Genomic DNA, 13850 nt, shown 5'->3' with positions numbered 1-13850 from the left:
ATTTCTTAAGGGCAATCACCTATATGAAAACAACAAAAAGTCTTCTGCACACCTGCACATTAACCTTATCTCTGCTGGCCTCCAGCGCCATGGCCGCGGTCAATCCTGAGGAGGCGGCCAAACTCGGTACCAGTCTGACTCCGGTCGGCGCGGAGAAGGCCGGAAATGCCAACGGCACCATACCCGAGTGGACCGGTGGCCTGCCGAAAAATGCCGGCACGGTCGACGCCAAGGGTTTCTTGTCCGATCCCTATGCCGATGAAAAACCGCTGTTCATCATCACGGCGCAGAACATGGAGCAGTATAAAGACAAGCTCTCTCCTGGGCAGCAGGCAATGCTCAAACGCTATCCGGACAGCTACCGACTCCCGGTATATCCGACCCACCGCACTGCAAATTTGCCGGCCGAGGTCTATGCCGCAACGAAGGCCAACGCCATCGCTACCAAGCTGGTGGACGACGGCGACGGTTTGCAAGACTTCAACCAAGTCGCCAACCCGTTCCCGATCCCAAAAAGTGGTATTGAGGTAATCTGGAATCACATCACCCGCTATCGCGGCGGCAGGGCAAAGCGCCTATTGACTCAGGCCACACCGCAGCCAAACGGTTCGTATAGCATGGTGTATTTCCAGGACGATTTCGCCTGGCTCAATGCCCTGAATGATTCCGATCCGACCCGCAAAGACAACATCCTGTACTACTACAAACAGCGTGTGACCGCACCGGCGCGCCTGGCCGGGACAGTGGTGCTGGCGCATGAAACTATCAACCAGGTTAAAGAGCCGCGTTTGGCGTGGGTTTACAATGCTGGCCAGCGTCGGGTACGTCGGGCCCCGCAACTTGCTTACGATGGTCCGGGGACCGCTTCCGATGGCTTGCGCACTTCCGACAACCTGGACCTGTACAACGGCGCACCTGACCGTTATGACTGGAAACTAGTCGGCAAGCAGGAAATGTACATCGCCTACAACAGCTACAAGCTCGACTCGCCGCAGCTAAAGTACAGCGACATTGTAAAAGCCGGGCATCTCAATCAGGACCTAACCCGTTACGAGCTGCACCGCGTCTGGCACGTCACGGCGACACTGAAAAGTGGTGCACGGCATGTTTACAGTAAGCGCGATTTCTTTATCGATGAGGACACCTGGCAAGCAGCGGTCATCGATCACTACGATGGTCGCGACACCTTGTGGCGCGTTGCCGAGGCCTATGCCCAGCACTACTACAACAATCAGGTGCCTTGGTATACAGCGGAAACCCTTTATGACCTGCAGTCGGGTCGCTATCTGGTATTCGGTCTGAAAAACGAAGAATCCTACTCGTATGATTTCGGTCATGCGGCTTCTTCAGCCGAATACACGCCGGCAGCTTTACGTCAGGAAGGCGTTCGTTAGATTCATTGCTTCGTCAGGGCGCTCCTCTGGAGCGCCCACTTTTGGACAATTCAGTAGCGAGCGCGATGTCTCGTCCTACTGAATGAGCCAGCCTCCATAACTCTACGAACTTTCCAGACACTGAATTTCAGCCGTTACTCTGATAATCAGATCTACGGTCTCGCGTTCTGTTAATGCCTATGTATGATAGTTATAATTTATTTTAAGTGGGGCAACACATGCTGCTACCCGTACAAGCCAATAACATTAGAAGAATCCCCCGCCTCGCACCGCGTCACGTAATGCGGGCTCGCTTGGTGGCGGATTTGGTTTCGGCATCGGCACGAGTGAGGCTAGTTTGCGCACCAGCCGGTAGTGGCAAGAGCTCGTTGTTAACTGAATGCTTGCAAAATCCTCCGCTGGATTACCAAATCCATTGGCTTCCTCTTGCCGGAAGGAGTCAGAGTGTCCCCGAATTCTGCGCGCTGATTGGCGAATCCCTCGGATACGGTCCCATCGGCGAGAGCGAGTTGCTGGATCGATTGGCGCTGAGGGAGCAGTCGACCTGGCTGCTGCTTGACGACTACTGCCACCGACCGGCGAAAGAGTTGGATGCCTGCCTGGCCCGCTTACTGTCTGTTCGTAATCCTGCAGTTCAGTGGTGGTTGACTTGTCGTCGGCGTCCAGCCTGCAATTTTTCACGGTTGTTACTGGAAGGTGATCTCTACCAACTCGATGGGGCAGCCCTCGCATTCACTGTAGAGGAAGTCTCTCAATTACTATTAGCTAATGGCCATAAGAAATCTGAGGATGCTGCCCTCCAGTTGCATCGCCGAACCGTCGGCTGGTGCGCGGGCGTGTGTATGGCTTTGCTGACGGGAAACAATGCATCTCCAACAGCAGTCAGCGCGCACACTGATTTACTCGGCACTTATCTGGAGTACGAACTGTTTGCCTTAATGTCAAATGAGTTGGCCGAGAAATGGCGGAACCTGGTGCATTTGGAACGGTTCAACGAGGAGCTTTGCGACTATCTCTTCGAACCAGGCGAAGGCGCCGCGGCGCTACGGGACATGCGTGCGCTGGGTGCATTTATCGAGCCCAGCCCACAGGGGCCAGGATGGTGGAGAGTTTCACCTGCCCTGTCCGAGTACGCTAGACCCTCTAACGGTACACGCAGCCTACTCCTATCAGCCTGTCGTTGGTTCATCAGTGAGGGGGACTGGCAAGCAGCCGTGGACCATGCCATGCATGCGGGGCAGACCGAGGCAGTTGTGAGCCTTCTGCAAGAGCATTGCTGCGCAGGGCAACTGCTACATGGGCAGAATGTAACCTTGCTGCTGAGTATTAAGGACCGGCTCCCGACCGATCTACAGCTTGCCTCTCCCGAATTGCTCGCTCTGATCGTCGCATCTCAGTTGATAGTTGGGCGCCTGTACGAAGCTCAAGCAAGCCTTCGCGATTTGCAGTCGTTTCTTCCCCAGCCTGACAGTCAGCGACAACATCGCCTGCTCGCTAGATGCCAGCTTCTTCAAGGTGCTTTGGAGTTGCTGCTACACAGAAATCCGCAGGCTTGCCGCCATCACCTGGAGGAAGCCCTTGTCGACCTGCATCCCTCGGACTGGGGCGCAAAACTTTTCGGCTGGTCGCTGTTGACTCAGGAAGCATTGCTAATCGGAGACTTGGAACGTGCTCAGGCTCTGAGCAACGAGGCGCTAAAGCACGCTCGTGCCCATAATAGTCCGCTGTTCGAGATCTACTTTGAGCTAGACCGGGCACAGCTTCTCGAGCAGTTCGGTGCGCTGGAACATAATGAGTCAGGGTTGGCCAATGCCCATCACATGCTCCTTCAAAGCGAGCAACAAACAATTTTGTTGGGGCGTCTGGCCATACATCGTGGTGGATTGGCACTTCGTATGGGGCGCGAGGAGGAAGCCCGAGCACTCTACAAAAGTGGTTTGGCCGATGCTCTGAAACATAATGATCGCTACGTTCTGCATGCTTACTTGGGGTTGGCCTTGTTGGATGCCGGCCAAGGTGATTTTGATCTCGCGCATGAGCACTTGCGTGAGGCTGAACGAAGGATGCAACAAAACCAAATTCCTGAAGAACTCTATCGCTTTGCACTGAAAACAACGATCAGTAGCGTGTGTCTGCAGCAGGGTAGTGCGACAACCGCGCGAAAACATCTGCGAAGCTTGATGCATGGTCCGGGCGTTTTGCCGGCTGGCATCGGCGTTGATGCAGCGTGGCAGGCTGAGTTCCTGTTGGGGCTCACGGAGCTTTATGAGGAGCATGGTAAGCAGGCGCAAATGCGCATTCTCAATTTGCTTGAACAAGCTCGCAAATCGGGTCGCCAGGTCCATCAGGTGGAAGCTCTTTTGGGATTGGCCGAGTGCTACTCATTCATCGGCGACCAGGACACCGCTACCAGGTATCTGGAAGAGGGGCTGGCCCTGGGGAAACGCTTAAAACTGATACAACCATTGCGTGCATTGCGTCAGCGTCAACCAGGTATGGTGCCTTGGTTCGATGGCGATTTAGCGCTTGGTCAGATGGCTTTGGCCATCGATAAGTCGCTGACCCGTCGTGAACTTGAAGTGCTTCAGCAAATAGCATACGGGTGCTCGAATCACCAAATATCACTCCGTTTGAGTATTTCATTGCACACAGTCAAAACGCATGTGCGGCGGATCCATTCCAAGCTAAATGTCGAACGACGAACCCAAGCGGTAGCTCAGGCAAGATCGCTAGGTTTGATGGCATGACGGAAGCCCAGCCAGAATGAAATGTAGCGGCGCAATCTCTGCGAGATTAGAGGTGCGCCGGTGAGCTCACGAGCTCGGAATCATAAAAAATTCTTACTGGCGCTACCGTTTTTACAAAGGCTGATAGGGAAGTAAAAAAAGACGAGTGTCTCAATCTGGGGTTAGTCGAAAAGCGTTTCCTAATCGTCTTGTACTAGGGTTCTTTCGTAAGCATCAAAGAACTCCGGCGGCATACGCTTTGGCTTACCGCTGGAAATCTCAACGCAGACAAACGACGTCAACGCCCGTAGCAGAGGTTGATGATCAGCGACACGAATAATCTGAAATTCGCGGACCAGCTTGAGGCGCTTTTCTATAGCTACTACCCAGGTGCCCACTAGCAGCCGATCACCTTCATAGGAGCTAGCTAAATAATCGATCTCGTTGCGAACCACTGCCATCCCTCGATTCAGTTGGTGGTAGTCCGACAGCGACAAGTCGAGGCTCATAGCATGTGCCCACGAACAATCTTCAAGCCATTTAACGTAAACCGAGTGATTGGTATGACCGAGCGCATCGATATCCTCTTTGCGCACCACTACCTCAATCAGAAACGGGTTCTTTCTATCCCAAGTCATCCTGAATAACCCTCGATTAGTGCCAGCGTGTAGAGGCAGTAATCCTAAAGAAGGACATCTCTTTTCGTGCCAGTGTGGACCTGTAGGCACAGCAGTTTGTAGCTCTGAAATCTAGTTTGACACACCGGAGAGCGTAGCATAACGTTCGTTTACTAAACGACCGTTTGATATTGGCGATTGACGTTGATATGGAATGGAATAAGCGTCTCCTGACCACAAAACAACAGCAAAATGAATGCGGGAGTCACCAATGCAACAGCGGTTCTGGCATCAAAACTATCCCACTGATTTTCCTCACGAGATTGACCTGGAGGACATCGGTACTCTGGTCGATACAATCGAACGAAGTTTCAGGCTCTATTCCGACCGTATCGCGGCCACTTGCCTTGACGAAACGTTGAGCTATGGCCAACTTGAAGTGCTGTCGAAAAATCTCGCAGGTAATCTTCGCCAGCTTGAGCTAGAGACGGGAGACCGGGTCGCTTTGATGATGCCAAATTGCTTGGCTTATCTCGTTGCGCTAACCGGTGTACTCCAGGCCGGGTTGACTGTCGTCAATGTCAATCCGCTTTACACACCTAGGGAGCTGGAGCATCAGCTTCGCGACTCGGGTGCCAAGTGTCTTATCATCGCGGAGCAGTTCGTACCGACCTTCGAGGAAATAGCGGATAGCACGGCTGTTGAACACGTGCTGACTGTCTCGATAACTGCGCTGATGGGAAAGACCGGTACACGTGAGGGAGAGGCTTCGCGTCGATCACTATCGTCACATCGAATCACCGATTTTAGCTCTGTCATTGAGGGCAACGGAAAAGCCCACCTTGGCAATCTATGGGTGAATCGGAACGACATCGCATTTCTTCAATACACCGGCGGCACTACGGGTGTTTCAAAAGGCGCGATGCTGACTCACAAAAGTATCGGTGTGAGCTTGAAGCTGATTCTTCTGTGGCTGACTCCCCCCGCAGACGGTGCTCAGCAATCGATTGTATTGCCGTTACCCCTTTACCATGTCTACCCATTGGCAGTGGCTCTGCGGTCAATAGCGAGCGGCGATAAGCTTCGGCTAATCCAGAATCCACGAGACTCGGTTTCCGTACTTGACGAGCTTCGGCGTGAACCGTTCAACATGTTTATGGGGGTCAATACGCTGTTCAATAGTCTGGTGGATAACCCAGACCTTCGGGGCGTCGACTTTTCCCAGACCAGTTTCATCATAGGTGCCGGCGCATCCGTGCAACAGGCAGTGGTGACGCGTTGGATTGCAGCGGGCGGCCCGCCGATTACCGAGGCTTACGGGCTTACGGAAACGTCCCCTTGTGTGATGTTCAATCCTCCTGGCAAAAATGGAAGCATCGGCACCCCAATGCCTTCGACCGATGTATGTATCGTCGATGATGAGGGAGAGCCCGTACCGCTTCATTCCCCGGGAGAATTGCTTATCAAAGGTCCCCAACTATTCGCCGGTTATTGGCGCAGTCCTGAAGAGACAAGTAAGGCCTTTACACCTGATGGTTGGTTCAAGACTGGTGACGTCGTCACCATGGATGATGATGGTTTCATGCGGATCGTCGACCGTAAGAAAGACATGATCCTGGTTTCGGGTTTCAACGTATATCCGAATGAAATCGAGGATGTCGTAGCTTCACACCCTGAAGTAGTGGAGTGCGCCTGCATAGGCGTACCCGACTCTCGTTCGGGCGAAGTGCCACATCTATTCGTCGTTCCTCGGACGACAAGTGTTACGCCGGAGCAAATAAAAGCGCATTGCCGTGAGCGGCTTACGGCCTACAAAGTTCCTCGGCACATAACGTTTACCGACGCATTGCCAAAGTCTGCAGTCGGGAAAATTCTCCGCAAGGATCTACGACGCTAGCCTCGTCAGTACAACCGCATAACACCTGGCAAAGGACTGCCCTCGGTTGCACCTCGTCACGCGCTTGGAGATAAACATGATGGATGTGTTGACCATTGCCGATCTCGCTCGAACCCAAGCAAAACTAACACCTCATCGAACGGCACTGGTATTCCAGGAGCGACGTACCAGCTTTGCTGAATTGAATCGGAGAGCAAACCAGGTTGCCAATGGACTTCTGGCTGCGGGAATCTGCAACAAGGAGAGGATTGCGGTACTGGACCAAAATAGCTATCACTTTTACGAGATCTGTATTGGGGCTGCTCGGGCAAATGCTGTGGTTGTCCCCTTGAATCCGTCGTTGAGCACAGAGGACCTCCTGCAGATTTTGAACGACTGCAAGCCTTGTGCGCTTTTTGTCGGCTCAGCTTACATCCCACAGATCGACCGGCTGGGTCTGGAGCTGTATTTCCTCGATTTCATCCTGGAAACGGGAGCGCCCTACACGCAATGGCGGGATGAGCAGTCTTGGCGGGAGCCTGAGCTTACTATTAGTGAGGCCGGGATTGCGCTGCTGCTATACACAGGAAGTACATACGATACAGGGTGTGCCTATGAGGCGTTCCATCGGGTCCAGCTATCTCACAGAGGCATCTTTCATCAGATGACGGCTTTGAGCTGGCCAGCGGGGAGCCTAATTGCAGGCAAGGGTGATCGCGAAGTCGTCCTGATTTGCCTGTCCAATGCTCATGTTGGCGGCTCAGTCTATGGATTGGTGGCACTGGCGCAAGGCGCTCAACTGGTTATCGGACCCGAAATCATTACGTCTGAAATCGTGGCCCTGATCGACCGCGAGCGCGTAAACAGAACTCTCATGATGCCGGTGATGATTCCTGAATTGCTCGCCGGTATCCGAACTGGTGCCGGGAACTGCGACACGTTACGCAACGTGCTGTATGTGGCCGTACCGATGCCAACGGTTTTGCTCCTTTCAGCTCTTTTTACCTTTACTGATATTGCGTTTAGCAAGCTCTATGGGCTAACCGAAACCTGTAGGCCTATCAGCTATCTAGACCAAGATGACCATCGGGCAATTGCCGTCGGGAATCTCGATCTTGCGCGTTCTTGTGGACGCCCGATTGCTGGGGTGGAGGTTCGCATTGTCGACGAGAAGGGAAGACCTTTAGCAACCGACCAATTGGGAGAAATAATTTATCGCACTTCCCCAGCTGAAAAGGGTTGCAGGGATGAATGCGAGGAAATCCAGCCTAACAATCAGGACGGCTGGCTACGTACTGGTGATGTCGGATTTATGGACGCACAGGGGCATCTGTTTATTCACAACCCTGAGCGTGACACGATTCTATTAAACGGTGTGACCGTGAACCCTGCCGAGATCGAAACCGTTCTTTATTCACACCCTGCAATTTCTGAGGTAGCGGTTTTCGGCGTACCTGATGTGCACTCAGGCGAGTCGATTAAAGCCGTAGCCATACTTAGATCAGGCGCTGCGCTTCAACCAATAGACTTGATCAGTTATGCGCAAGAGAGACTTTCTGCAATCAAGGTTCCCGTTTCGGTTGACTTCGTCCAAACCCTGCCGCGTTGTCCGAATGGAAGGGTGCTTAGGTGGGCCGTACGTGAGCAGTTCTGGGGACACTCGCCTCGCCGGGACGACTAGCGTTCCAATCCTCGATTTGATTTCAGATGAACGGACAGTCCAGTGGACAGTATTCGCAAGTCGGCTCGCCGGCGAAAATCAGAATGGAGAGAAACCATTGCTGTAAAGTTCGTAATGGATGGTCCACTGGCAATTGCTACCTTTAGCGGTGACCCCAAGAACCTACTGACGTTCGAAACTTTTCACGAGTTGATGGATGTAGTGGATCAAGCCATTGATCACAAAGCGCGAGCACTGCTGACGCTGACCGAGGGGGATCATTTCAGTGCAGGTGCCCATGTGACCGAATGCTTCCTCGGCCAGGACTCCAGTTCTGCTCGGCGCATATTGCATAGATCTATCCCGGAAATGCAGCGATTTGAAAACCTCCCATTCCCGACAGTGGCCGCTGTGCGAGGAATGTGCCTGGGCGGTGGCTGCGAGATCATGCAAATTAATGACATTGTCTTTGCTGGCGAGTCCGCTCATTCGGTCAGGTTGAAGCAGTCATCGGCACAACAACACTTTTGGGCGGCGCTCAGCGTCTGATTGCACGCATCGGTTTGGCCCGTGCTAAAGAAATGGTGTTTTCGGGCGGCATTTACGATGCGAAGACGATGCTGGAGTGGGGGCTCATCAACCAGGTAGTGCCTGATGTTGATGTGGAAGTTAAGGCCCACGCCTATGCCATGCGATTGGCTAATGGTCCGACGAGTGCGTACGCGGCTTCCATCCTCCATGATCCGTTCTACAGAATGGAACAGGAACTCATTGCGACCGATATCGACCCTAGCAACGTGTCCATTGTCCTCAAGTAGCATCTCACTTCAGTTAAACCTCCCCGGCAGATGCAAGGAATGAAAAAGCAATTCAGTTACTTCGGAAACGACCTCCGGGCGTGCCGCTGTGATCTGTGATGCTTGACAAGCAGGGTTGGAGCGATTAAATCTGCATAAGGATGATGATCGTCATCCTCATTGGCGGCGCGAACCAATGCCTTGTCTTCTTGCTAGCGCTGTCATTCGCAAACCCCTTTCTAAGGACTCATGCTAATGGCTACACAACTCACAATCACAAAGCTTAGCCCTAGCTACTGGCGCGCCACGTTCAGCAACCCACCGATCAACTTGGTCAATCCGGAGACGATTCTGGAGTTACAGGAATTCGTCGGACTGATCGAGTCCGACAAGGACCTGCGAGTCGTCGTCTTCGACAGCGCACACCCAGACTTTTTCTTCGGACGTTACGACCTTTCCCGGGCCGCTGAAACTCCGGTCGAGGCAGGCCCAACAGGGCTGCCGACCTGGATCGACCTGACGACGAGGCTGACCCAAGCTGCGGTCGTCAGCATCGCGATGATCAGGGGGCGTAATCGCGGTGGTGGCAGCGAGTTGTCGCTCGCTTGTGACATGCGATTCGCCAGTATCGAGAAAGCTGTCTTTGGACAGCCTGAAGTGCCCGCCGGCGTGTTGCCGGGTGGCGGAGCGATCGAGCGTCTACCGGCGCTGGCTGGGCGTGCCCGGGCGCTCGAGATAATTCTTGGGGGGGAGGATTTCGACGCGGTGACGGCAGAGCGATACGGCTGGGTCAATCGTGCTCTACCTGATGCTGAATTGGACGACTTCGTCGACAAGCTTGCAAGGCGAATTGCGTCCTTCGACGGTCAGGCGCTGAGCGAAGCCAAACGTCTCATCAATCGCAATAGCCTGCCTACGCCGCAAGATTTGCTCGAAACTCAAGACGTCTTTCTCAAAGCGACGACCTGGCCTTCTACTCGGGTTCGGGGCGTGAAAATTCGCGAGCTCGCAGTTGGGCTTGGCCTTGATTTCGAGATGCGCATGGGCCACCACCTGGGTGACGTGAAACTATGAACAACATTAATTCAGGAAATAATCTGACCGCGCGCACCGTCCAAAAACTCTTTGATCTCAGCGGCAAGACCGCACTCGTCACGGGCGGTTCGCGTGGCTTGGGGCTGCAGATGGCGCACGCCCTTGGCGAAGCCGGCGCGACGATCATGCTGAGCTCACGCAAAGCTGAGGACCTCACGCAAGCCGCCGCCGAACTACGTGCCGCTGGCATCGACGCCCATTGGATCGCCGCAGATTGCGCGAATGAAGACGAGGCCCGCCATCTTGCTGATGAAACGCTCAATCAGTTGGGGGCCATTGATATCCTGGTGAACAATGCTGGAGTTGGCTTCAGTGCACCGGCCGAAGACCACCCGGTCGATAGCTGGGATAAAGTGATGAATCTCAATGTGCGTAGCTATTTCATACTGTCGCAACAGGTAGCTAAGCGCTGGATGATTCCTAATCGGGGAGGGCGCATCATCAACATTGCATCGGTTGCAGGTCTTAATGGTAATGCCCCCGCGATCAAGACGCTGGCGTATAACACCTCGAAAACAGCGGTACTCGGACTAACGCAAACACTGGCTGCCGAATGGGGGAAATATCACATCAATGTTAATGCTATTTGTCCTGGATTTTTCATGACTAAGATGGCCGCCGGTCTCATCAAATCACTGGGCGAAGAGAAGATGGCCGCGCAAGCCCCATTAGGGCGCCTAGGGGACGATGAAGACCTTAAAGGCTTGGCGCTGCTCTACGCGAGCGACGCAGGGAAGCACATCACGGGCCAATGGCTGGCTGTAGACGGCGGGGTCAGTGTAGTCATTGGCAGCTGAGAGGCTCGAACTCTTGTAGCTTAGGGGTAGTGCACGCCTACCTACCTAAGTCGATTCTTTCGTGGGGCTTTGCCCACGTCTTCGAAGTTGCTGCCGCGGGGCACCTGTAAGACGCAGAGATATTTGAGCGTTGGACATCGTGCCCCGTATTTACGACACAAGTTGCCTCTGAGCAGGCTGAAGCTTTTTCGTCGATCTCTCCACCGGCTCAACACAGTTTTTCGGGGTCGTGAAGCGTCAGCTGGAGGAGGCGGATGTAAATGGCATTTCCAAAGTGGACTGTATTAGTCTCGACCTGAAGTCCCTGCGCACATTAGCCGTGAAGCAGCGCGTGTCGTGAAGGCTCTGATCGCGAGCGGAGCAAAAGGGGATTGCCGAGACTTACACGGGTCTATAAGCAAGAGGTTCTGTCGTTTTCACGATCTAGAAAGGTCTGATTAGTCCTCAAGGATGATTGTCTGGTTTTGTAGCGATGATGGGTATAATCCTCTTTGTCAGGCGCAGAGATCGAGGATGTTTTCGGATGGGTAATTCAAAGGCAGAAAAAGCGGAGAGCCATGATCGCATTGTGCGGGTGGCCGCTGCCCGCTTTCGCGAAGCTGGTGTGGCTGGCATAGGTGTCGCGGACCTAATGAAGGACGCTGGTCTGACTCACGGTGGTTTTTACCGGCACTTTGTCTCTCGCGAGGAACTGGTGGCTGAAGCAGTCGAGCACGCTTTGCTAGATGGGAGCCAAGCTGTTGTTGCTATTTCTAACAGCAAGCTGGACAAACGTGCTTTGTTGGCCGCGGTGGTGGATGGCTATCTTAGTGCCGTACACCGTGATGGTTTGGCTACAAGCTGTGGCGTCGCGACGTTGGCGGGCGACGTGGCGCGCTGTAACGACCGGACTCGTTCTGCTTACACCCAGCAAGTCGACATTTACCTGGAAGTACTCACAAAACTGATCTCGAGCGACAAGCAGAAATCGCGTCGGGTAAAGGCCATCACCCTGTTGTCTGCGTTGGTTGGCGCCGTGTCGATGGCGCGGGCAGTGAACGACGAAAAACTATCCCGAGAAATTCTCAAGTCAGTCGCTGACGAGTTGAAGGCGCATCTGGGGTGAAGTCGTTACCGGGTTGGCTGTAATAGACCTTCTAATGCTACTTACTCAGATCGCTGGTGAAATTACGTTCGCGCTTGTTGACTGCCTTGAATTTGCAGCCGTCGATGGCGACCAGTTTTTTGCCGAATAACCCCAACTGCTGATAGAGCACCACGAACTCGCGGCAGACGCCTCGGACGGCTTTGCTATTGTCTTTTCGGAAGTTGGCGATGGTCTTGAAATCGGGCATCAACCGCCCGGTTAAGGAAAAGAAATATTTCCTTTAAATGCTGAAAATAGCCATAAAGACAATATTTCTTTACTTACGGCTATTGGCCAACTTTTGCCTGTCACAACTGACGGAAATCAACCCTGAGACTTGGTTCGCTCCAACCGCAAGCTGGCGGGGCCAATCCGAATCTGATCAAACAACCCAATCTCACGGTTTGGGGACGATCACATCTGTGCAAAGCAACGTACAAAACTCCAGATTGGAGGCAGCCTGGCTGCGCAGTGCCAAGTACCGTGGGTAATTGCACTGACTTGACCAACTGTTTGCATAGGACCTGACCAGCTGTTTGCATGGTACTTGACCAGTTGAGCTTCTAACCGTAATCGAACAGGAATGGCCATCAGCCGCATTTCCCCAATGCGGCTTCAGATTCTTCAGCAGCTCAACGTATTTGGTACTCAAGGTAATCTCATGTCATTCAGCTCAAGGGTGAGTCTATGCGCAAGGTCAAAAGCCGCAGGCGCTGAGCCTTTCGCCAAGTGAGGGGTTGAAGCTGGCGGTGGGCGCGTCAAAAGCGTTTGCGACCGGTGATGTCCAATACACTGGTCAGATCGAATGCAATCGCCTGGTCAAATGGCATGCAACTAACTGTTTGATAAGAAATCTCTTGGATGAAGCCCCGTGTGCCCACGACCTATAATGTATCGGCTGCGTTTGAGGAACTCATCGGCAGCCGTCATTTTTTCGGAGCGTTATGGCTAGTCAAAATCTTTCAAATCTCCTCGCTCAAGTCACCCAGATCGTTGAACGCACAGGCGTTTTGCTCTCGAATGAGTGGAATCGTGCGGATGGACCCCGCGGCCAGGGCGACAAGGCCTTAGTTGACGTAGAAATCGAAGATATTTTGAGGTCCGAACTTCTCAACCTACTTGGGTGCGATTTTTGGGGTGAAGAGACGGGGCACTTGCTCACGGGGCATGCCTGGTGTTGGGTTGTAGACCCAAACGACGGCACAAGTGATTTCTTGAAGGGGCTGAAGGGGTCTGCTCTGTCGGTGGGTCTGCTGCATAAAACTATCCCAGTACTCGGGGTCGTGTATGCTCCTGTCACTCCTGAGGGGCTTCCTGATTGCATCGGTTGGGCGGAAGGTGTTTCACACTTGATTCGCAACGGCCAACCAGTAAGCGTAAGTCTTACTGATAAAACGCTCTCGAAAGGCAGCACAGTAATGGTCAGCGCCGCGGCGGTGAATAAACCGGAGCTCAATCGTGAGCTGTGCGCACCGGCGTGTTTTCATGCAATGCCGTCAATTGCATACAGACTAGCAAGAGTCGCCGTCGGCGATGCTGTATGTGGAGTCTCGCTCTATCCTGTCTCAGCTCATGACGTCGTAGCTGGGCATGCGCTATTGAGAGGTGCAGGAGGGGTGTTGCTGGACGAAAACGGAGTCTGTATCCGTTACACGACAGAAGCCGAAATGGCGACTGTATCGAAACGCTGCTTCGGCGGATCACCGTCAGCGTGTCACAAATTAACAACTCGTGAATGGGAGCGAGTGCTTCGATAACATTC

General features: G+C 53.4%; 9 protein-coding genes and 2 pseudogenes. 9 read left to right on the top strand and 2 right to left on the bottom strand.

Annotated elements, in window-relative coordinates; translation table 11 throughout:
• Window positions 1-23: 23 nt before the first annotated feature.
• The gene (locus tag ACA066_RS16945; protein WP_497695844.1) at window positions 24-1394 is read left to right on the top strand and encodes a DUF1329 domain-containing protein; all 1371 of its coding nucleotides are present in this window, start codon (window positions 24-26) and stop codon (window positions 1392-1394) included.
• Window positions 1395-1762: 368 nt separating this feature from the next.
• Window positions 1763-4141: a LuxR C-terminal-related transcriptional regulator gene (locus ACA066_RS16940; protein ID WP_497695843.1), complete on the top strand. Its 2379-nt coding sequence runs from the start codon at window positions 1763-1765 to the stop codon at window positions 4139-4141.
• A 179-nt stretch (window positions 4142-4320) separates the two neighbouring features.
• Here ACA066_RS16940 and ACA066_RS16935 read toward each other — a convergent pair whose 3' ends face one another.
• Window positions 4321-4758: an acyl-CoA thioesterase gene (locus ACA066_RS16935; protein ID WP_497695842.1), complete on the bottom strand. Its 438-nt coding sequence runs from the start codon at window positions 4756-4758 to the stop codon at window positions 4321-4323.
• Window positions 4759-5008: 250 nt separating this feature from the next.
• Here ACA066_RS16935 and ACA066_RS16930 point away from each other — a divergent pair, with 250 nt between their 5' ends.
• The 6 genes and pseudogenes from ACA066_RS16930 to ACA066_RS16905 all read left to right on the top strand — a co-directional run bounded on the left by ACA066_RS16930 (window position 5009) and on the right by ACA066_RS16905 (window position 12067).
• Window positions 5009-6634, top strand: coding sequence for an AMP-binding protein (locus ACA066_RS16930; protein ID WP_497695841.1), 1626 nt, complete (start codon window positions 5009-5011; stop codon window positions 6632-6634).
• A 76-nt stretch (window positions 6635-6710) separates the two neighbouring features.
• Window positions 6711-8294 (top strand): AMP-binding protein, encoded by a 1584-nt coding sequence (locus tag ACA066_RS16925; RefSeq protein WP_497695840.1) that lies wholly within the window; start codon window positions 6711-6713, stop codon window positions 8292-8294.
• Window positions 8295-8408: 114 nt separating this feature from the next.
• Window positions 8409-9091: pseudogene (locus ACA066_RS16920) on the top strand (enoyl-CoA hydratase/isomerase family protein).
• Between the two features lie 234 nt (window positions 9092-9325).
• On the top strand, window positions 9326-10144 hold the full coding sequence (locus ACA066_RS16915; RefSeq protein WP_497695839.1) for an enoyl-CoA hydratase/isomerase family protein: 819 nt from the start codon (window positions 9326-9328) through the stop codon (window positions 10142-10144).
• Window positions 10141-10962 carry an SDR family oxidoreductase gene (locus ACA066_RS16910; protein WP_497695838.1) on the top strand — a complete coding sequence of 274 codons (822 nt, stop codon included), beginning with the start codon at window positions 10141-10143 and terminating at the stop codon, window positions 10960-10962. The genes ACA066_RS16915 and ACA066_RS16910 overlap by 4 nt, the downstream gene beginning before the upstream one ends.
• Window positions 10963-11485: 523 nt before the next feature.
• Entirely contained in the window at window positions 11486-12067 is a 582-nt protein-coding gene (locus ACA066_RS16905) for a TetR/AcrR family transcriptional regulator (protein WP_497695837.1), read from the top strand.
• Window positions 12068-12119: 52 nt separating this feature from the next.
• Here the strand turns inward: ACA066_RS16905 and ACA066_RS16900 are convergent.
• Window positions 12120-12311, bottom strand: a pseudogene (locus ACA066_RS16900) (IS5/IS1182 family transposase); the annotation flags it as partial.
• Between the two features lie 721 nt (window positions 12312-13032).
• Between ACA066_RS16900 and ACA066_RS16895 the strand changes: the two are divergent.
• The gene (locus tag ACA066_RS16895) at window positions 13033-13845 is read left to right on the top strand and encodes an inositol monophosphatase family protein (RefSeq protein ID WP_497695836.1); all 813 of its coding nucleotides are present in this window, start codon (window positions 13033-13035) and stop codon (window positions 13843-13845) included.
• Window positions 13846-13850 lie beyond the last annotated feature (5 nt).

The sequence above is a fragment of the Pseudomonas sp. LBUM1651 genome, assembly GCF_059716135.1.
Note: the sequence above shows the minus strand (reverse complement) of the source record. Positions and strands in the feature narration are given on the sequence as shown.

What these genes read in the sequence shown, in the direction of transcription:
- ACA066_RS16945 (WP_497695844.1), top strand. Translation starts at nt 24, where the DNA reads ATGAAAACAACAAAAAGTCTTCTGCACACCTGCACATTAACCTTATCT.
- ACA066_RS16935 (WP_497695842.1), bottom strand. Translation starts at nt 4,758, where the DNA reads ATGACTTGGGATAGAAAGAACCCGTTTCTGATTGAGGTAGTGGTGCGC.
- ACA066_RS16930 (WP_497695841.1), top strand. Translation starts at nt 5,009, where the DNA reads ATGCAACAGCGGTTCTGGCATCAAAACTATCCCACTGATTTTCCTCAC.
- ACA066_RS16925 (WP_497695840.1), top strand. Translation starts at nt 6,711, where the DNA reads ATGATGGATGTGTTGACCATTGCCGATCTCGCTCGAACCCAAGCAAAA.
- ACA066_RS16915 (WP_497695839.1), top strand. Translation starts at nt 9,326, where the DNA reads ATGGCTACACAACTCACAATCACAAAGCTTAGCCCTAGCTACTGGCGC.
- ACA066_RS16910 (WP_497695838.1), top strand. Translation starts at nt 10,141, where the DNA reads ATGAACAACATTAATTCAGGAAATAATCTGACCGCGCGCACCGTCCAA.
- ACA066_RS16905 (WP_497695837.1), top strand. Translation starts at nt 11,486, where the DNA reads ATGGGTAATTCAAAGGCAGAAAAAGCGGAGAGCCATGATCGCATTGTG.
- ACA066_RS16895 (WP_497695836.1), top strand. Translation starts at nt 13,033, where the DNA reads ATGGCTAGTCAAAATCTTTCAAATCTCCTCGCTCAAGTCACCCAGATC.